This is a genomic window from Stenotrophomonas sp. YJH_SMC_36 (assembly GCF_059369935.1).
This window is the reverse complement of record NZ_JCAFTD010000007.1, coordinates 162753-180576: the sequence shown is the minus strand read 5'-3', so window position 1 is coordinate 180576 and position 17824 is coordinate 162753. Positions and strand designations below refer to the sequence as shown.

Below are 17824 nucleotides of genomic sequence, written 5' to 3'. Positions count from 1 at the left end.
ATGAAGCGCACGCTCGTCCTCGCCGCCGCTCTGGCCGCTGCCCTTCCCTTTTCCGCACTCGCCCACAAGGCCTGGCTGCTGCCTTCGCAGACCGTGATCGCCGGCAATGCGCCGTGGATCACTGTTGATGGTGCGGTCTCCAACGACCTGTTCTACTTCAACCACGTGCCGCTGCGCCTGGAATCGCTGGTGATCACCGCGCCGGACGGCAGCACCGTGCAGCCGCAGAACGCCTCGACCGGCAAGTACCGCAGCGTGTTCGATCTGGAGCTGAAGCAGCAGGGCACTTACCGCATCGCTTCGGTCAATGACGGCCTGTTCGCCACCTACGAACAGAACGGCGAGCGCAAGCGCTGGCGCGGTACCGCCGCCACCTTCGGCGAACTGCCCAAGGACGCGGAGAAGCTGGAAGTGAGCCAGTCGGTCGGCCGCGTGGAGACGTTCGTGACCAATGGCGCGCCGAACGATACCGCACTGAAGCCGACCAACCGCGGCATCGAGCTGGTTGCGGTCGGTCACCCGAACGACCTGTTCGCCGGCGAGGAAGCCACTTTCCGCGTGCTGGTCGACGGCAAGCCGACGGCTGGCCTTGCCTTCGAGATCGTGCGCGGCGCCACCCGCTACCGCAACGCGCAGGACGAACTGAAGGTGACCAGCGACGCCAAGGGCGAGATCAAGGTGACCTGGCCGGAAGCTGGCATGTACTGGCTGGAAACCGGTACTGAAGACAACAAGACCTCGGTGAAGCAGGCCGCCAAGCGTCGCCTGAGCTACGTGGCTACGCTGGAAGTGCTGCCGCAGTAATGGGGACCGCGATGCCGGGCACGCCCCGGCATCGCAGCCGCCACGCCCCGTCATGACCAATACCCTGCTCGACATCGCCCGCCTCGGCGGCACCACCATGGGCACCACCTGGAGCGTGTCGCTGGTCGCGCCGCGCCAGCGCGACCTGCACCCGCTGCACGCCGGCATCCAGGCGCGCCTGGATGATGTGGTCGCGCAGATGAGTACGTGGGACGCCGGCTCGGACCTCAGCCGCTACAACAGCGCCGATGCAGGCCAGTGGTACCCCCTGCCTGCCGAAACCCGTCACGTCCTGTCCTGCGCGCAATCCATCGCTGCCGCCAGCGACGGTGCGTTCGATCCCACCATCGGCCCGCTGGTGGCACTGTGGGGTTTCGGTGCACGTGCCGGCGAACGCCGCCAACCCGATGCCGTCACCGTGCAGGCCACGCGCGAGCGCTGCGGTTGGCAGCGGTTGCAATGGCGCGGCGATGCGCTGCTGCAACCCGGCGGACTGGAACTGGATCTCTCTGCGATCGCCAAGGGGTTCGGCGTCGATCACGTGGCCGCGTGGCTGCGCGATCAGGGCATCGCTGCTGCACTGATCGAGGTCGGTGGCGAACTGGCCGGCTACGGCCGCAAGCCCGATGGCCAACGGTGGCGCGTGCTGGTGGAATCGGCGCCGGAAGAAGACGCGCACGCCAAAACACCACCGCGGGTGCTGGCGCTGGACGGCAAGGCGGTCGCTACCTCCGGCGATCGCTGGCATCACTATCAGGCCGATGGCGAGGCCTACAGCCACAGCCTCGACCCGCGCACCGGCAGGCCGGTACGCAAGGTTGCAGCGGCGGTGACGGTGGTCGCCGACGACGCGATGCATGCTGATGCCTGGGCCACCGCACTCACCGTACTCGGCCGCGAGCACGGCATGGCGCTGGCCGAACGCGAAGGACTGGCCGCACGCTACCTGCATCGCGCAGCGGATGGCCCGCACGAGTTTCTCAGCAGCGCCTTCCAGCGTCTGCTCGACGAGCGGGACGCATGAGCGCACGGCCGTCGCGCGCGCTGCTCGGCAACGCGCTTGTACTGATCCTGCTGGCGCTGATCGGCTGGGCGCTGCTGCGACTGCATCTCGGCGAAGCCTGGTGGCAGGGCGCACCGCCGGCGCGGCAATCGCAGATCGCCATCATCGCCACCGCGCTCTATGCGCTGGTCTGCACCGCACTGTGGTGGCGTGGGCGACCGCGCGACGATGCTGCCTCTGGCGACGTCGCGCCGATCCTGCTGGTCTGGTCCAGCCAGACCGGCTTCGCCCGCGAACTGGCCGAACGCAGTGCCGAGGCATTGCGTGGTGCCGGCGTGCCGGTGCGTGTGCGCGGTCTGCATGAGGTCGACGCCACGTTGCTGGCCGGCAGCCAGCGTGCACTGTTCATCGCCAGTACCACCGGCGAAGGCGACCCGCCCGATCATGCAGTGCCCTTCCTGCGCCATATGATGGCCCTGCCGTCATCGCTGCAGCATCTTTCGTACGGCGTTCTCGCCCTGGGTGATCGCAGCTACGGTCACTTCTGCGCCTTCGGTCACCAGCTCGACGACTGGCTGCGCCAGCACGGCGCACATGCCCTGTTCGACGCCATCGAGGTCGACAACGCCGATCCCGCTGCACTGCGGCACTGGCAGCAACTGCTCGGACAACTTGCCGGTGGCGCCAGCGAACTGCCCGACTGGAGCCCGGCCGAATATCAGCCGTGGACGCTGCTGCAACGCCGGCACCTCAATCCCGGCAGCCAGGGCGGACCGGTGTACTGGCTGCGCCTGCAGGCGCCTGCCATCGACGGCGTGCGCTGGCAGGCCGGCGACATTGCCGAGATCGGCCCGCAGCACGCGCGGCACAGCGCGCGGGCCTGGCTGGAATCACAGGGTTTCGATCCGCAGACGGTGATCGAGGACGGCCAGACGCTGCTGGCCCGTGTCGAACGCTCGCACCTGCCCTCGCTGGTGCCACCGGGTGATCTGCCCGCCCTGCTGGCGGCCCTGCAGCCGCTGCCGCATCGTGAGTACTCCATCGCTTCGGTGATGGAGGATGGTGCGGTGGAACTGCTGGTGCGCCGGCAGCTGCGTGCCGATGGCACGCCCGGCATCGGCAGTGCCTGGCTGTGCGACCACGCCGTCATCGGCGAGCCGGTACAACTGCGCCTGCGCCGCAACGACAACTTCCACGGTGCCGCCGTTGCGGCGCCGCTGCTGCTGATCGGCAATGGCACGGGCATCGCCGGCCTGCGTGCACACCTGCATGAGCGCGCGGCCGTCGGCGCGCACCGCACCTGGCTGCTGTTCGGCGAGCGCTCGGCCGCGCACGACTTCCATTTCGGTGACGAACTGCGGGCGATGCTGGCGGCCGGCACGCTGCAGCGTCTGGATACGGTGTTCAGCCGTGACGGCGGCAGCCACCGCTACGTGCAGGACCGCCTGCTGGCGGAGGCGGCAACGCTGCGGCAATGGGTCGATGAAGGTGCCACGATCCTGGTCTGCGGCAGCCTGCAGGGCATGGCGCCAGCCGTGGATGCGGTCATCGAGCAGGTGCTGGGTACCGACGGCAAGGAGGCCCTGCTGGTGGCCGGCCGTTACCGCCGTGATGTGTATTAGCCCAGGCAGCGCCCAGCGCATGCGCGGATGATGCCCATCGGCGCATGCGAATCATCAGTCCGCGGCGCTCACCCGTATCGCCAGCAGCTCGCCACTGCCCTGCAGCGCATGCCGCTGGCGCTCGCCGGCCGCCAGCCATGCAGTGTCGCCTGCCTGCATCGGCGGCAAGCCACTGTCCTCGGCAAAGCCGGCCTCACCCGCCAGCAGGTGCAGCGCCCAGGCCACGCCTGGCTCGCAGAAGAAGAACATCGACCCCACCAGCGGCCGGTGCAGCAGCTCGGCGTGCAACTGCCCGCGCTTCCACATCAGGTTGAAATCATGGGTGGTGCCATCGACCAGTTCGCCGTGCAGTGCCTCTTCGCCGGCAAAGCGCACGCGACCATGCGGCGGCAGCACCTCCGCCACCCGGCCATCGGCGAAGCGCAGGCGCACACCGTTGCCCTGCAGCAGTACCAGTTCGCGCTCCACGCCCGGAAATGCGGAGAACGCGGCATCCTGCTCGATCTCCGCCACGGACAGGCGCAGGGCCCAGTCGTCCCCGTGCGCCGGCAGCCGCAGGATTTCGCGGGTCCAGCCCAGGCCATTGCGCCAGCGTTCGCGGCGGTAATCCAGGCGGGCAATCACCTGGCTCGGAGTCTTCAGCAGCGCATCGATATCCATGTCTGCATTGCACCACGCCACGTGCAATCGCGCATCAGCGCGTGGCGACCGTACCCTGCGCGCCGCACTGGCCACCCAGCAGCTGCGAATGCTTCAGCCAGTCCTGGTCGGGGTAATAGGCGAACACCATCGTGCCACCACGCAACGCGTCGATCAGCGGCCTGGCCACCGACAGCCGCACCGCCGGACACCCCAGGCTGCGGCCCAGCCGACCCTGCAGCTGGGCGGTCGCCGGATTCACGTAGGGGGCGCCATGGATGACGATCGCACGCTCGCGCGCGCGGTCGTTGAAGCCCGGTTCCAGCCCGGCCAGCCGCAATGAGTAGCCGTTGCCGCCCATGTAGGTTTCCTGCGCAGTGAACACACCGAGGCTGGACATGTAACTGCCGTCGCGATTGGAAAAATGCTCGGTCCGGTTCTCACCACTGTTGCGGCCGTGCGCCACCCATTCCTCGAACAAAAGCCGCTGGTGCGCCAGGTCGAACACCCACAGGCGCGGCTCGGTGGAGGGCCGCGAATAGTCGATCACGCTCAGGCGTTCGCCGCTGATGCCCAGCTCCGGTCGCAACAGGGCGCAGCGCATGGCCTGCGCCGCCAGCTGCAGCACATGGCGATCGGCCTTCGGCGCGGTGCGTGCCAGCAGGGCGGCCAGATCCTCGGCACGGGTCGCGATGGCGGGCGTCTGCGCCAACGCGGGTGCGCTGGCCGAGGTTGCCAGCAGGCCAAGCGTGGCCAGCCGGCACAGGCGGGATGCGGTCATGGACGGGACACAGGACTCAGTTGCCTGTGAGAGTGGACCCTGCCGGCTCGGATTCCAAGACCGGCTGCAGGCCGGATTCAGCCGGGCTTGGGCGCACGGCGGGCAGCGAGGTCACCAGCAGCGTCGTGCCCGGCACCAGCACCTGGTACAGCTGGCGGGCGAAATCGGCCGGCAGCGCCAGTGGCAGCGACGGCGTGGCCAACAGGTCCGGGGTCGCCTGCGCACGGTCCTGGCCCAGCAACGGATAGGCCGTCCATTGATGCAGGCGCTGCTTCGCATCGAGCGGGCTGGGAACATCGCTGTAGCCCTGCCCCATCACGAACAGCGTGGTGCCCTGGAAGGCTGGCAGCGCGTCGGCTTTCAGCGGCGATTCGCCGATCATCACGCCGTCGCGCAGGACGTACAGCCGCTGGTCGTGCAGGCTGACCAGGATGCCGACCTGCCCGGCCGGCGCCGCGCTGTCGTTCCACCAGGCCGCCGCCACACTGCCGTCGCCGGTTTCGGGCAGGGCCTCGCCGCGCGCGTTGACCGGCGCCAGTACGGCGGGATAGGCCAGCGTCATCGGCGCGCTCTTGGCATCGGCCACCACCACCGTATCGCCGCGCCGGGTCTCGCTGAACAGCTTCTGCGCGAACGCCTGGGGCAGCCGTACGCAGCCATGCGAGGCCGGATGCCCCGGCAGGCTGCCGCCATGCAGGGCGATGCCGTCCCAGGTCAGCCGCTGCATGTACGGCATCGGTGCGCTGTTATAGAGGTTGGAGCGGTGGTCCTTGTCTTTCTGCAGGATCGTGAACACCCCGGTCGGCGTCTCGTGTCCCGCCTTGCCCGAACTGATCGTGGTCAGCCCGATGGCGATCCCGTTGCGATACACGTAGGCGCGCTGCTCGTCCAGACTGACGACCAGCACGATCGGGCCGGCCGGGGAAATCTCCGGATGCCAGAGGAATTCGCCCGGCTTGAGATCAGTAGGCCCGCGTTCGGCGGCCACCGGCCCGGACGGGTCGGTCGAGTGCGAAGACGGCGGCCCGGCCTGCACGGTCAGCGGCAGTGCCAGGACAAGGGAGAGCATCAGGGACGGACGGTGCAGACGCATCCAGCGGAGGTTCCATTCCATGCGAAGCGGTCACCGTACACCATCGCGCCGTAGCGAACGCGCCAAAAGAGAATGCCCGGCGACACAACCCTGTGTCGTACCGGGCAATCGTCACGTCCTTGTCGGCCTGCTGCCTCCCCCGCGCGTCCTGCGAGGTGGGGGTGGCGTTGCATCCTGCACGCGGCCGCGTCTGTCCTGCTTGTATCTCAGCCCCTTCCACAGGTCTGTGATGCCACCATCCTGGTGATTGGTGCCGCCTCCTGCGACGGTCGGTGAACACAGCCTCCCTGGCGGTGCCCGGTGGACCGGCCTCCTGCGGGTCCCGACGATTCCTGTTGTCAACGCCTTGGTACGGTCCGCACCGGTACCGATCCGGGTACCGGATCCGCGGGCAACAGCCTGTCGCCTACGGTGATCCGCTGTCGATTCCGTTCGACGATCACTGTCCCTATCCCCTTCACCTGCGTCAGATCCTCGACGCGCTTGAAGGGCCCGTGTCTGCGCCGGTGCTCGACGATCGCCGCAGCCTTCCTGGCTCCGACCATCGTCAATCCCTGCTGCAGCGCCTGGACATCGGCCCGGTTGATGTCGATCGGTTCGGCGGCATGCGCCCCTGCGATCCCCATTGCCAGTACCAGTGCCCTCAACACGACTAACCAAGGCACGACGTATAACTCCTTGTGGTTCTGGCCGCCCCGACCGGCAATCCCGTCGGTAGGAACAGTGTCCGTCACCACATACACACAGACTATCGGTTTCGTGGATTTCTAAAAGCCAGCCAAATACCCGACGTGATGTAGGAAAAACCCTACCCCCGGCGCAGGCGTAGAATGGCTGGATCAGCCATGCAACCGGAGTTTCAGATGGACAGCGCCAAGCTCGGCCAATTCGTGAATGACAAGTGGGACAGCGAAATCGTCCCGCAGTTGGTCGACTACATCCGCATTCCCAACAAGTCGCCGATGTTCGACGCCAATTGGGTGCAGAACGGCTACATGGAACAGGCGGTCACCCTGATGGAGACCTGGGCCAAGGCACAGGAGCTGCCGGGCCTGAAGGTCGAAGTGGTCCGCCTGGAAGGCCGTACCCCGCTGATTCTTCTGGAAATTCCCGCCACCGGCAGTGAAACCGGCGACGACACCATCCTGCTCTACGGGCACCTGGACAAGCAGCCGGAAATGACCGGCTGGGACGACGACCTGGGCCCGTGGACCCCGGTCCTGCGTGGCGACAAGCTCTATGGCCGCGGCGGCGCCGACGATGGCTACGCGATCTTCGGTTCGCTGGCCGCCGTGCTGGCCCTGCAGGCCCAGGGCCTGCCGCACGCGCGCTGCGTGGTCCTGATCGAAGCCTGTGAAGAGTCCGGCAGTTACGACCTGCCCGCCTACGTGGACCATCTGGCCGACCGCATCGGCAAGCCGTCGCTGGTGGTCTGCCTGGATTCGGGCTGCGCCAACTACGACCAGCTCTGGTGCACCACGTCGCTGCGCGGTCTCACCGGGGGCAACTTCACCGTCAAGGTGCTCAACGAAGGCGTGCATTCCGGCGATGCCTCCGGCGTGGTGCCGTCCAGCTTCCGCCTGCTGCGCCAGCTGCTGTCGCGCATCGAGGACCAGGACACCGGCCGCATCCTGATCGACGGCATGAACGTGGAAATCCCGGCCGAGCGCCAGGAACAGGCCAAGCGTGCCGCCGAAGTGGTCGATACGGCCATCTTCGAGAAGTTCCCGCTGGTCGATGGCCTGCGCCCGATGAACGAAGACCTCACTGAGCTGGTGCTCAACCGCACCTGGCGCCCGGCGTTGTCGGTCACCGGAATCGGCGGCATGCCGCCGCTGGAATCGGCCGGCAACGTGCTGCGCCCGCAGACCTCGGTGAAGCTGTCGCTGCGCCTGCCGCCCACCGCCGATGGCAAGACCTGCGGCGAGCTGCTGAAAGAAGCGCTGCTGCGCGATCCTCCGAACGGCGCGCAGGTCACCCTGGATCTGGAAAAGGCCTCCACCGGCTGGAATGCCCCGGCCATGGCGCCGTGGCTGACCAAGGCCATCGACGAAGCCAGCCAGACCTTCTTCGGCAAGCCGGCGATGTACATGGGCGAAGGCGGCTCGATTCCGTTCATGGGCATGCTGGGCGAGAAGTTCCCCGGTGCCCAGTTCATGATCACCGGCGTGCTTGGCCCGCACTCGAACGCGCATGGCCCGAACGAGTTCCTGCACATTCCGATGGGCAAGAAGGTCACCGCCTGCGTGTCCAAGGTGATCAGCGAGCACTACGCCGCCAGCCTGCGTGGCGAGACCAGTGGTTCGCCGGTGGCCGCCGACAGCGGCACGCGCCATGGCGACCACGGCTGCTGCTGATCCGGCACACCGTGACGGACGCAGCCCGGCCTTGCTAGGCTGCGTTCTTCTCAAGCGGAACGCACACGCATGAATGGTCTGTTCGGCAGCAGCAGCTGGCTGTACATCCTGCTGGTCGGCTTCTTCGTCGGCCTGCTCGGGCGCTTCGTCATGCCGGGCAACAACCGCATGGGCTGCCTGCTGACCATCGTGCTGGGCATCCTCGGTGCCCTGCTGGCCGGCTGGTTCGGCCAGTACATGGGCTGGTACGCCCCCGGCGAACCGGCTGGGTTCCTCGGTGCCGTGGTCGGCGCGGTGGCCGTGCTGGCGATCCTGCGCCTGTTCAGCGGTCGCCGCTGAAACGGCCCCACCTTTCCCTCCTGTCCCCGACGTCGGCGCGCCCCGCGCGCCCGGATATGCCCGCATGACCGAACCCGCCTCCGATCCCCAGCGCAGCGCGCAGCGACTGCAGTGGGCCCGTATCCAGCTTGGCGATGCACAGGCCGTGGTTGAACGTGCCTCGGTCGATGCGGGCATGCGCAGCTACTGGCGCGTCACCGGTACACGCGGCAGCCACATCGTGATGGATGCTCCGCCGGGACTGGAAGACCCCCGCCCCTGGCTGCGCATGCGCGGCCTGCTGCACGACCATGGCCTGCGTGTGCCGGCCCTGCTTGCGCAGGATCTGGACGCCGGCTTCCTGCTGCTGGAGGATCTCGGCGGTCCGACCCTGGCGAGAATCCTCGACGAGCGCAACGCCGATGAATGGTTCGGCCGCGCCATCGATCAGCTGCTGCGCCTGCAGGCGATCCCGGTGCCGGCCGACTTCGGCCAGTTCGGCGAAGCCCTGCTGCAGCGTGATGCCGGCCTGTTCGACGAATGGTTCCTGCAGCGCCATCTCAACCTGCAGCTGGACTGCGGCGAGGTCGAGGGCCTGCAGCTGGTCCATCGCCGGTTGATGGACAACGCACTGGGCCAGGCGCAGCTGATGACCCACCGCGACTACATGCCGCGCAATCTGATGCCCGTTGCCGACGGTCCGGCCGTGCTGGATTTCCAGGACCTGGTGCGGGGCCCGATCGCCTACGATGCCGTGAGCCTGTTCAAGGACGCGTTCCTGAGCTGGCCGCTGCAGCGCGTGGACGAGTGGCTCGCGCAGTACCACGCGCGCGCGCACGCTGCGGGCCTGCCGGTGCCCGACCGTGCGACCTTCCTGCGTGACGCGGACTGGATGGGCATCCAGCGCCACGTGAAGATCCTGGGCCTGTTCTGCCGCCTGCGTTACCGCGACAACAAGGGTCATTACCTGGACGATGCGCCGCGCTTCATCACCTATCTGGACGAAGTACTGCCGCGCTACCGCGAGCTGGCCCCCCTGCGGCAGCTGCTGGACACACGCATCAAGCCGGCGCTGGCCGAGCTCGGTGCACCGATGCGCATGGCCCGATGAAGGCGCTGATCTTCGCCGCCGGTCTGGGCGAGCGTATGCGCCCGCTGACCCTGCACACACCCAAGCCGCTGCTCGCAGTGGCCGGCAAGCCGCTGATCGTCTGGCACCTGGAGCGCCTGGCCGCCTGCGGCGTGCGCGATATCGTGGTCAATACCGCGTGGCTGGCGGAACAGTTCCCGGCGATGCTCGGCGATGGCAGCCGATGGGGTGTGCGCCTGCACTTCATGCATGAAGGCGATACCCCGCTGGAGACCGGCGGAGGCATTCTCAATGCTCTGCCGGCACTGGGTGAGGATCCGTTCCTGGTGGTCAACGGCGACATCTGGACCGATTTCGATTTCGACACACTGCCGCGCGAGCCGCAGGGCCAGGCGCATCTGGTGCTGGTCGACAACCCCACGCAGCATCCGCACGGTGATTACCGGCTGGACACACAGGGCCTGCTGCACCATGACCGCGAAGGACCGTGCCTGACCTATGCCGGCATCGGCGTGTACCGCCCTTCAATCGTGGCCGACTGGCGCACGGTGATTGGTGATGCGCCGGGCAGCGAGCGGCTGCCGCCGAAGTTCTCGGTGGTGCCACTGCAGAAGCACTTCATGGCGCAGGGATTGATGATGGGGCAGCACCATCGCGGGCGCTGGACCGACGTCGGCACGGTGGATCGCCTTCGTGCGCTGGATGTTGAGTTGGCGGCGAACGGCTGAGCCCCTCGTGGTTGGTCGCTCCAATCAAAGCCGTGCCTGGCCGGGCCTCTGACAGTTTCCGTGCGCGTCCAGCCACGGAAGAGAGTAAAGAAAAGCAGAAGCAGGTCGCTTCGCTCACGAAGCGAAAGCGCATCCACGCGTAGCGTGGCTCTACCGTGTCGACCAAGGTCGACACCCACCAACAGCAGTGCAGTACGCAATCCCGGCAGATTGCGGGAACCTGTCGAAGGCGGGGTGGCTCAGGTTGCGGGGGCGTGAGCGCCATGGATGGCGCGACCGAGGCTACATGGACGTACTTGCGCCGTCCCCCGCAACCTGAGCCACCCCGCCTCCCCTGAGGAAGCCAGCGTTTGACGTTGACGTTGCTCCGGCTTCGGCACTGGCTTCGGCGGGTGCAGGGCGGCAGCCCTGCAAAACAAACCCCAACCTCAGTAGCGAGGGCGGCCTTCTTCCAGCACCTGGCGCAGGAACGGCACGGTGATCCGACGCTTGGCCGCCAGCGATTCGCGGTCCAGCCAGTCCAGCAACGTGATCAGCCCGCCCAGCTCGCGCCCGGTGTGCGACAGCAGCCACTCGATCGCGGCCTCGTCGATGGCCAGCCCCCGTCGCAGCGCGCGCTCGCGCAGCACCGCCGCGCGTCCTTCCTCGTCCAGCGGCTGCAACAGCACCCGCACGCACTGGCCCAGCCGCGAGCGCAGGTCCGGCAGCACCAGTCCGAGTTCGGCCGGCGCCTTCTGCGCCGTGTAGAGCACGGTCACGCCGGCAGCGCGCGCACGGTTATGGAAATCGAACAGGGCAATCTCGTCCTCACGGTTGCCGGCAATCTCGTCCAATCCGTCCAGCGCGACCAGCTCGCGCGCCTCCAGCCCCTCCAGCGCTGCACGCACACGGCCGGCCGCACTGGCCAGCGGCACATAGGTCGGCAGCCGCCCGGCCTGCTCGGCGCTGGAACACATCGCCAGCGCCTGATGCGTCTTGCCCGTGCCTGCCGCGCCTTCCAGGTAGACCCAGTCGTGGCTGGCACCGACCGCGATCGCGCGCAGCTGCGCCAGCGCACCATCCGGTGCGCCGATGAAGGTCTCCAGGCGCTGGTCCCGCGGGTAGTGCAGGGCCAGCGGCAATTGCGGCACACCCATCACTTCAGGTCGGGGCCCTTGTCGTTCGTGTCGAGGATGATGTGGGGCGGCTCGACCACACCGTCAAGCACGATCGCCGATTTCTCACCCGCGTAAAGATCGCTCTGCCGATAGCGCTGGTGCGCATAGCGCAGCAGCACGTTGGACACGGCAGCCACCGGCAGCGCCAGCAGCATGCCGAGGAAGCCGAACAGCTGGCCGCCGGCCATCACCGCGAAGATCACCGCCACCGGATGCAGGCCGATCTTGTCGCCGACGATGCGCGGCGTCAGTACATAACTCTCCAGCAACTGGCCGACCGTGAACACCACGCCGACCAGTATCAGCAGTTTCAGGTCGAAGCCCTGCGCCTGCACCAGCGCGGCGATGATCGCCATCAGGATGCCGGTGGTCGCGCCCAGGTACGGAATGAAGCTGATCAGGCCCGCGATCATGCCGATCAGCAGCCCCAGCTTCAGCCCCACCAGCGACAGGCCGCCGGCATAGATCACGCCCAGTGCCAGCATCACCAGGAACTGGCCGCGGATGAAGGCCCCCAGCACCTCGTTGGATTCGCGCGCCAGCGCCGTGATGGTGCCGATGTGGTTGCGCGGAATGACCGAGGCGACCCGCTCCACCAGCTTGTCCCAGTCGCGCAGGAAGTAGAACGCCAGGATCGGCAGCAGCAGGATGTTGACCACCCAGGTCACCATCGTGAAGCCCGAGCGCGAGACATATCCCATGAAGGTCTTGGCGAAGCCGCCCGCCTGCTGCCAATGGCTGCGCACCCATTCGATCAGGCGATCCGGGTCCAGCCACTGCATCACCTCCAGGCCGGTCTTCTGCTCGAACCACGGAATGCCGGTCTGCATCAGCCAGGCCTGCGCCTGGGGCACGGCCGCCACCAGGGTGGTGATCTGCTTTTCGATCATCGGCACCAGCACCAGCAGCGCGGCGACGATCACCAGCACCATGGCCACGAACACCAGCACCACGCCGGTCATGCGCGAGCGCCCGGTGGCCTCGATGCGGTCCACCAGCGGATCACCCAGCCAGGCCAGCGCCAGCGCCAGCACGAACGGCGTCAGGATCGGCGCCAGCAGCCACACGATCCAGCCGATCAGGCCGGCAAGCAGGATGTATTTGACCCGGCGCAGGAACTGCGCGATTTCAGCTTCCGGCGTCAGGGTCATCGCAGTCGGTACTCGTTGCTGACCGGCGCCTGCACCGGCACGCCGGTGGTGTCATCGATCGGTGTCGGAAGGGCAGGCAGCGGGGCGTTCGGAACCAGTACGCCGCTGTCACCCAGCATGCGGTTGAAGCCGGCCAGGCCGGTGGTCATTTCCACGGTCAGCTCCAGCCGGCCCGCGCTGGCGTGCAGCGGAGTGACATTGCGCACCACCGGCACGTCGCGCAGGCCCGCGGCCAGTCGCAGGTAGTCATCGGCACTGTTGATGCCGGTGACCACCACCCGGTAGCTGCCCGCCTGGCCGGTGGCCACACCCGCCTTGGCATAACGCTTGACCAGCGCGTCGGCCGCGCCGTCGGCACCCGCGGCCATCGCGCGCATGGCGTTGGCGTCCTTGCTGGTCCATCTGTTCAGTTCACGGCCATCGTCGACGAACACCCAGTCCGCCTGCCAGCCGCCATTGGCACGGTAGAGCTTGCCGATCAGCTGCATCGGCGGCGAGTAGCGCGAAGAGGCGCGGGCCACGGCGGCGCTGTCCTGGCGCCAGATGGCACCGGCCAGCGCCTGTTCGGCAGCGCCCCCACTGGGCAGGCCCAGCTTGTAGCCGCGCTCGATGGCGCGGTTCAGCAGCGGGCGCGCGGCATTGGCCTGCTGCACGCTGACCAGGCGCGGGCCGCTGCCGTCATCGACGGCCAGCCACAGCACCGGCTTCGGTCGGGGCTGCGGCCACAGCGGCAGGCCCAGCGCGGCGACCAGCGAATCGACGTCATCCTCGCGGAAACGGGCCACCAGCAGGGTCCGGAAACTGGGCGCACCGCTGGCGCTGACGCTCTGGTCCTGCTTGTAGTCGTAGCTGGCCACGTAATCCTTGGCATTGCGCAGGGCCTGCACCACGCCTGGCCGGGACATCACGCTGCGGTCGCCCGACAGCTTGCCCAGCACTACGCTCAGGGCACGTGCCAGCCCGCCATTGCGGTCGGCCTCGGCCTGGCTGTTGACCGGCACTTCGGCCTCGTAGGCCCCACTGGCGGTGGCGACATCCCCCTCGGTGCGCAGGCCGCTCTGGGCCATCGTGGCCACCGGCAGGCTCAACGCAAGAAGCAGGGTGAGAATCAGGCTGCGGCGCATCAGGACATCCATTGGCTCGACGTATCCGGGGGGAATTGTTGCCCGAATACGGCCTGTGCGCCAATGCGGCCTGTTAAAATCGCCCGTTCAACCCCTGCCAGCGCCGACGCCCGTGACCAACACCCCGTCTTCCGCCCCCTCCCCCCTCACCTACCGTGACGCGGGCGTCGACATCGACGCCGGCAACGAACTGGTCGAGCGGATCAAGCCCCTGGTCAAGCGCAGCTTCCGTCCGGAAGTGATGGGCGGCCTGGGCGGTTTCGGCGCCCTGTTCGACCTGTCCAACAAGTACCGCGAACCGGTGCTGGTGTCGGGTACCGACGGTGTCGGCACCAAGCTGAAGCTGGCCCACCAGCTGAACCGCCACGATACGATCGGCATCGATCTGGTCGCGATGTGCGTGAACGACGTGCTGGTGCAGGGCGCCGAGCCGCTGTTCTTCCTGGACTACTTCGCCACCGGCAAGCTGGACGTGGATACCGCCGCGGCGGTCGTGAGCGGCATCGCCAACGGCTGCACCGAGGCCGGCTGCGCACTGATCGGCGGCGAAACCGCTGAAATGCCCGACATGTATGCCCCGGGCGAGTACGATCTGGCCGGCTTCACCGTGGCCGCGGTGGAAAAGAGCGAACTGAAGGATGGCGCCAGCGTGGCGGCCGGCGATGTGCTGATCGGCATCGCCTCGTCCGGCCCGCACTCCAACGGCTACTCGCTGGTCCGCCGCATCTACGACCGCGCCGGGCGTCCGGCCGATCTTGAGCTGGAAGGCGGCGTGAAGCTGGTCGACGCGCTGATGGCACCGACCCGGTTGTACGTCAAGCCGATCCTGTCGCTGCTGAAGTCGCACGGCGATGCCATCCATGGCATGGCCCACATCACCGGTGGCGGACTGACCGAGAACATCATCCGGGTGGTCCCGGACGGCCTCGGCCTGGACATCCAGGCGGCCTCGTGGACGCTGCCGCCGGTGTTCCAGTGGCTTCAGAAGGAAGGCGCGGTCGCCGACAGCGAAATGTGGCGCACCTTCAACTGCGGCATCGGCTTCGTGCTGATCGTCGCGCCGGACCAGGTCGAGGCGGTGTCCGCCGCGGTCACGGCCCAGGGCCTGGATCACTGGACCATCGGCCAGGTCGTCACCACCGAAGGCGCCGAGCGCGTCCGCATCGCCTGACCCCTGCAGAGGAGCCCGCATGGACGCAATGCCCCCATCCCCCTCGAACCCGGTGCCGCCGCCGCTGCTGACGGCACCCGTATTCGGCCCGCAGGACGCCAGCCATCTGCGGGCGCTGTCCATCGGCCACTACGTGGTTGGTGCGCTCATCGCACTGTTCTCGCTGATCTTCATCATCCACATCGTGCTGGGCGTGAGCGCCCTGACCGGGGCATTGCCGCTGAGCTCGGAGGGGCAGCCCTCATCGCCCGCCGAGCAGCGGATGTTCGGCTGGATGTTCACCATCATCGGCAGCGTGATCGTGGTGGGCGGCGTCACCCTGGGCGCCTTCGTCGCCTACGCCGGGCGCTGCCTGGCGCAGCGCCGCCGTTACGTGCTGTGCCTGGTGGTCGCGGGCCTGTCCTGCCTGTTCACCCCCGTGGGCACGGTGCTGGGGGTGTTCACCCTGATCGCCCTGCTCCGCCCCCAGGTGAAAGCCGTGTTCGACACTCCGTCGGCAAGCGTTTGAGCCGCCTGGGTTGCCGGTAATGAACGCACCCCGCCGCATCGCCGTGCTCGCCTCCGGGCGCGGCAGCAACCTGCAGGCCATCCTGGATGCCATCGCATCGGGCCGCCTGCCGGCCGACGTAGTGGGCGTGTTCTCCGACCGCCCCGATGCCGCGGCCCTGCAGCGGGTCGATCCTTCCCGGCGCTGGGCGCATGCACCGAAGGAATTCAGCGATCGTGCCGCCTACGAGCTGGCCCTGGGCGACGCGGTTGCCGCCTCCGCTCCGGACTGGATCGTCTGCGCCGGCTACATGCGCATTCTCGGCGCTGGCTTCGTGCAGCGCTTCAACGGTCGCCTGGTCAACATCCACCCGTCGCTGCTGCCGCTGTACAAGGGCCTGCATACGCACGCCCGGGCGCTGGAAGCCGGCGATGCCGAGCATGGCGCAAGCGTGCATCTGGTGGTGCCGGAGCTGGACGCGGGTACGGTGCTGGCGCAGGCGCGCGTGCCGGTGCTGGCAGGCGACGATGCACAGACCCTTGCCGAGCGCGTGCTGGCGGTGGAACACCCGCTGCTGATCGCCAGCCTGCAGCTGCTGTGCGATGGCCGGCTGGCTGAACGGGAAGGACAGGCGATCCTCGACGGTCACCCCCTGTTTAGGCCGCTGGCCCTAGATTCCGCCGGAAACCTGAACCGATAACGTTCTGCACACGCCCCGCTGACTGCGGGGCTGGCATCCTGCCCCACTCCTGCGGCCCCTGTCCCCCATGAAGACCACGACGCTGCTGTGCACGCCCCTGCTGTTGTCGCTTGCCGTGTTGCCTGGCGTGGGCTGGGGCCAAGCACAGCCCTCTGCCGACCCGGCAGCTCCGTCGCAGGCCCCGGCAGCACCGGCCGTGCCCATGCTGCCCGCGCTGGCCTGGGAACCGCCGCCGCTGCAACCGTTCACCGCTACCTACCAGGCCTTCTACAAGGGCAAGGAAGCCGGCGATGCCACCATGCAGGTCACCCATACCGGCGGCAACCAGTGGCGGGTGGACATGCAGGTGGTGGGCCGCCGCGGCTTTGCCAGCGTGCTCGGCCTGAACATCGAGCAGAGCACGGTGTTCGAGGAGCGCGGCGGCGTCTATGCGCCGCTGAGCCAGAGCACGGTGCGCAAGGGCCTGTTCCTGGGCAAGAAGGCCGTCGGTACCTATAACTGGCAGGCCGGCACCGCGCAGTGGACCGGCGATGTGAAAAAGGATCGCGCGCAGCCCATTCCGCTGCAGGCCGGCGATCAGAGCGCCCTGCTGATCAACCTGGCGATCATGCGTGATGCCCGCCCGGGCGTGGCCATGCACTACCGCTACGTCGACATGGGCAAGGTGCGCCAGCACGACTACCAGGCCGCGCCGCAGACCGAGAACGTCGAGGTCGGCGACCTGTCCTACAACGCGCTGCGGGTATACCGCAGCAACGGCGGCAACAACGAAACCATTCTCTGGATCGCCAACGGTGTCCCCACCCCGGTGCGCATCCTGCAACGCGAAGATGGCGAAGACCGCGTCGATCTCCGCCTGATCGAATACCAAGGAGTCTGAGCATGAACACCCTCTCCCGCCCCCTGACGTGGATCGCCGCTGCCACCCTGTCGATGGCCAGCCTGCCGGCGATGGCCCTGGAGCCGTTCAAGGCCGACTATCTGGCCAGCTACATGGGCATGCAGGCCAACGGCACCATGACGCTGGCCAGTGAAGGCAGCAACAAGTGGCGCTACAGCCTGCAGGTGAAAAACCAGCTGGCCGACCTGAGCCAGAGCACCGTGTTCGAGGAAGTGCGCGGCCAGCTGCGTCCGCTCAGCAGCCAGGACCGCTCGGCGCTGCTGGTGAAGAAGCGCAACGTGCAGGCCAACTACAACTGGACCAGCAACCAGGCCACCTGGACCGGCGACATCAAGCCGGACCGCGCCGGACCGATCGCCCTGAAGGCCGGCGACATGGATGCGCTGCTGATCAATCTGGCCATCGCCCGCGACCTGGCAGCCGGCAAGCCGTTGACCTACCGCATGGTCGACGAGGGCCGGATCAAGAACATGACCTACCGTGTGATCGGCAAGGAATCGATCACCGTGGGCGGCAAGAGCTACGAGGCGACCAAGGTGTCGCGTGCCGATGGCAACAAGGAGCTGATCGCCTGGATCGTGCCGGAGTTTCCGGTGCCGGCGCGCATGCTGCAGCGGGAAAGCGGCCGCGACGCGCTGGACCTGACCATCCGATCGATGAACTGAGTGCCGGGGGTCGGATCCCATCCCCTCGGGGAT

Annotated in this window: 19 protein-coding genes; 12 read left to right on the top strand and 7 right to left on the bottom strand. The window is 67.8% G+C overall.

The annotated features are described in order from the left end of the window. The 3 genes from AC5P76_RS14950 to AC5P76_RS14940 are packed head-to-tail and all read left to right on the top strand — an operon-like array spanning position 1 to position 3429. Complete coding sequence (locus AC5P76_RS14950; RefSeq protein WP_111185997.1) at positions 1–804, top strand: DUF4198 domain-containing protein; 804 nt, start codon at positions 1–3, stop codon at positions 802–804. A gap of 52 nt (positions 805–856) precedes the next feature. Continuing rightward, positions 857–1828 (top strand): FAD:protein FMN transferase, encoded by a 972-nt coding sequence (locus tag AC5P76_RS14945; RefSeq protein WP_253118903.1) that lies wholly within the window; start codon positions 857–859, stop codon positions 1826–1828. Further along, positions 1825–3429: a sulfite reductase subunit alpha gene (locus AC5P76_RS14940; protein WP_253118902.1), complete on the top strand. Its 1605-nt coding sequence runs from the start codon at positions 1825–1827 to the stop codon at positions 3427–3429. The genes AC5P76_RS14945 and AC5P76_RS14940 overlap by 4 nt, the downstream gene beginning before the upstream one ends. 54 nt (positions 3430–3483) lie before the next feature. Here the strand turns inward: AC5P76_RS14940 and AC5P76_RS14935 are convergent, their stop codons facing one another. From AC5P76_RS14935 to AC5P76_RS14920, 4 genes are all read right to left on the bottom strand, one after another. After that, complete coding sequence (locus AC5P76_RS14935; RefSeq protein ID WP_253118901.1) at positions 3484–4089, bottom strand: HutD/Ves family protein; 606 nt, start codon at positions 4087–4089, stop codon at positions 3484–3486. Positions 4090–4123: 34 nt separating this feature from the next. After that, entirely contained in the window at positions 4124–4849 is a 726-nt protein-coding gene (locus tag AC5P76_RS14930) for a murein L,D-transpeptidase catalytic domain family protein (protein ID WP_053516633.1), read from the bottom strand. A gap of 16 nt (positions 4850–4865) precedes the next feature. Next, positions 4866–5942, bottom strand: a complete 1077-nt coding sequence (locus tag AC5P76_RS14925) for a L,D-transpeptidase (RefSeq protein ID WP_111185995.1) — start codon at positions 5940–5942, stop codon at positions 4866–4868. 338 nt (positions 5943–6280) lie between these two features. Continuing rightward, positions 6281–6607 (bottom strand): ComEA family DNA-binding protein, encoded by a 327-nt coding sequence (locus AC5P76_RS14920; protein ID WP_229765793.1) that lies wholly within the window; start codon positions 6605–6607, stop codon positions 6281–6283. A 198-nt stretch (positions 6608–6805) separates the two neighbouring features. Between AC5P76_RS14920 and AC5P76_RS14915 the strand changes: the two genes are divergently transcribed. The 4 genes from AC5P76_RS14915 to murU all read left to right on the top strand — a co-directional run bounded on the left by AC5P76_RS14915 (position 6806) and on the right by murU (position 10435). Next, positions 6806–8299 carry a M20 family metallopeptidase gene (locus AC5P76_RS14915; protein ID WP_053516630.1) on the top strand — a complete coding sequence of 498 codons (1494 nt, stop codon included), beginning with the start codon at positions 6806–6808 and terminating at the stop codon, positions 8297–8299. A 69-nt stretch (positions 8300–8368) separates the two neighbouring features. Next, complete coding sequence (locus AC5P76_RS14910; protein WP_065174540.1) at positions 8369–8638, top strand: GlsB/YeaQ/YmgE family stress response membrane protein; 270 nt, start codon at positions 8369–8371, stop codon at positions 8636–8638. Between the two features lie 64 nt (positions 8639–8702). Then, positions 8703–9728: an aminoglycoside phosphotransferase family protein gene (locus tag AC5P76_RS14905; RefSeq protein WP_253118900.1), complete on the top strand. Its 1026-nt coding sequence runs from the start codon at positions 8703–8705 to the stop codon at positions 9726–9728. Further along, positions 9725–10435: an N-acetylmuramate alpha-1-phosphate uridylyltransferase MurU gene (gene murU / locus AC5P76_RS14900; RefSeq protein ID WP_253118899.1), complete on the top strand. Its 711-nt coding sequence runs from the start codon at positions 9725–9727 to the stop codon at positions 10433–10435. Before AC5P76_RS14905 ends, murU begins: the two co-directional genes overlap by 4 nt. Before the next feature lie 428 nt (positions 10436–10863). Here murU and hda read toward each other — a convergent pair whose 3' ends face one another. Genes hda through AC5P76_RS14885 form a run of 3 tightly spaced genes read right to left on the bottom strand, consistent with a single transcriptional unit; the run spans position 10864 to position 13867 of the window. After that, a complete protein-coding gene (gene hda, locus AC5P76_RS14895; RefSeq protein WP_065182429.1) occupies positions 10864–11571 on the bottom strand; it encodes a DnaA regulatory inactivator Hda in 708 nt (235 codons plus the stop codon). Continuing rightward, positions 11571–12743: an AI-2E family transporter gene (locus tag AC5P76_RS14890; protein ID WP_065174539.1), complete on the bottom strand. Its 1173-nt coding sequence runs from the start codon at positions 12741–12743 to the stop codon at positions 11571–11573. The genes hda and AC5P76_RS14890 overlap by 1 nt, the downstream gene beginning before the upstream one ends. Continuing rightward, positions 12740–13867, bottom strand: coding sequence for a DUF2066 domain-containing protein (locus tag AC5P76_RS14885; RefSeq protein WP_227255408.1), 1128 nt, complete (start codon positions 13865–13867; stop codon positions 12740–12742). The genes AC5P76_RS14890 and AC5P76_RS14885 overlap by 4 nt, the downstream gene beginning before the upstream one ends. A 112-nt stretch (positions 13868–13979) precedes the next feature. On the opposite strand from AC5P76_RS14885, the gene purM reads away from it, so the two are divergent. From purM to AC5P76_RS14860, 5 genes are all read left to right on the top strand, one after another. Beyond that, positions 13980–15038 carry a phosphoribosylformylglycinamidine cyclo-ligase gene (gene purM / locus AC5P76_RS14880; RefSeq protein ID WP_253118898.1) on the top strand — a complete coding sequence of 353 codons (1059 nt, stop codon included), beginning with the start codon at positions 13980–13982 and terminating at the stop codon, positions 15036–15038. A gap of 19 nt (positions 15039–15057) precedes the next feature. Further along, complete coding sequence (locus AC5P76_RS14875; RefSeq protein WP_053519429.1) at positions 15058–15546, top strand: hypothetical protein; 489 nt, start codon at positions 15058–15060, stop codon at positions 15544–15546. A 19-nt stretch (positions 15547–15565) separates the two neighbouring features. Next, entirely contained in the window at positions 15566–16225 is a 660-nt protein-coding gene (gene purN, locus AC5P76_RS14870; protein WP_445393800.1) for a phosphoribosylglycinamide formyltransferase, read from the top strand. 67 nt (positions 16226–16292) lie between these two features. After that, positions 16293–17105, top strand: a complete 813-nt coding sequence (locus AC5P76_RS14865; RefSeq protein ID WP_065174536.1) for a DUF3108 domain-containing protein — start codon at positions 16293–16295, stop codon at positions 17103–17105. A gap of 2 nt (positions 17106–17107) precedes the next feature. After that, positions 17108–17791: a DUF3108 domain-containing protein gene (locus tag AC5P76_RS14860; protein WP_053519426.1), complete on the top strand. Its 684-nt coding sequence runs from the start codon at positions 17108–17110 to the stop codon at positions 17789–17791. The last annotated feature ends 33 nt before the right edge of the window (positions 17792–17824 follow it).

What these genes read in the sequence shown, in the direction of transcription:
- hda (WP_065182429.1), bottom strand. Translation starts at nt 11,571, where the DNA reads ATGGGTGTGCCGCAATTGCCGCTGGCCCTGCACTACCCGCGGGACCAG.
- AC5P76_RS14915 (WP_053516630.1), top strand. Translation starts at nt 6,806, where the DNA reads ATGGACAGCGCCAAGCTCGGCCAATTCGTGAATGACAAGTGGGACAGC.
- AC5P76_RS14865 (WP_065174536.1), top strand. Translation starts at nt 16,293, where the DNA reads ATGAAGACCACGACGCTGCTGTGCACGCCCCTGCTGTTGTCGCTTGCC.
- AC5P76_RS14890 (WP_065174539.1), bottom strand. Translation starts at nt 12,743, where the DNA reads ATGACCCTGACGCCGGAAGCTGAAATCGCGCAGTTCCTGCGCCGGGTC.
- AC5P76_RS14910 (WP_065174540.1), top strand. Translation starts at nt 8,369, where the DNA reads ATGAATGGTCTGTTCGGCAGCAGCAGCTGGCTGTACATCCTGCTGGTC.
- AC5P76_RS14935 (WP_253118901.1), bottom strand. Translation starts at nt 4,089, where the DNA reads ATGGATATCGATGCGCTGCTGAAGACTCCGAGCCAGGTGATTGCCCGC.
- AC5P76_RS14950 (WP_111185997.1), top strand. Translation starts at nt 1, where the DNA reads ATGAAGCGCACGCTCGTCCTCGCCGCCGCTCTGGCCGCTGCCCTTCCC.
- purN (WP_445393800.1), top strand. Translation starts at nt 15,566, where the DNA reads ATGAACGCACCCCGCCGCATCGCCGTGCTCGCCTCCGGGCGCGGCAGC.
- AC5P76_RS14905 (WP_253118900.1), top strand. Translation starts at nt 8,703, where the DNA reads ATGACCGAACCCGCCTCCGATCCCCAGCGCAGCGCGCAGCGACTGCAG.
- AC5P76_RS14875 (WP_053519429.1), top strand. Translation starts at nt 15,058, where the DNA reads ATGGACGCAATGCCCCCATCCCCCTCGAACCCGGTGCCGCCGCCGCTG.
- AC5P76_RS14885 (WP_227255408.1), bottom strand. Translation starts at nt 13,867, where the DNA reads ATGCGCCGCAGCCTGATTCTCACCCTGCTTCTTGCGTTGAGCCTGCCG.
- AC5P76_RS14940 (WP_253118902.1), top strand. Translation starts at nt 1,825, where the DNA reads ATGAGCGCACGGCCGTCGCGCGCGCTGCTCGGCAACGCGCTTGTACTG.
- murU (WP_253118899.1), top strand. Translation starts at nt 9,725, where the DNA reads ATGAAGGCGCTGATCTTCGCCGCCGGTCTGGGCGAGCGTATGCGCCCG.
- AC5P76_RS14925 (WP_111185995.1), bottom strand. Translation starts at nt 5,942, where the DNA reads ATGCGTCTGCACCGTCCGTCCCTGATGCTCTCCCTTGTCCTGGCACTG.
- AC5P76_RS14930 (WP_053516633.1), bottom strand. Translation starts at nt 4,849, where the DNA reads ATGACCGCATCCCGCCTGTGCCGGCTGGCCACGCTTGGCCTGCTGGCA.
- AC5P76_RS14945 (WP_253118903.1), top strand. Translation starts at nt 857, where the DNA reads ATGACCAATACCCTGCTCGACATCGCCCGCCTCGGCGGCACCACCATG.
- AC5P76_RS14860 (WP_053519426.1), top strand. Translation starts at nt 17,108, where the DNA reads ATGAACACCCTCTCCCGCCCCCTGACGTGGATCGCCGCTGCCACCCTG.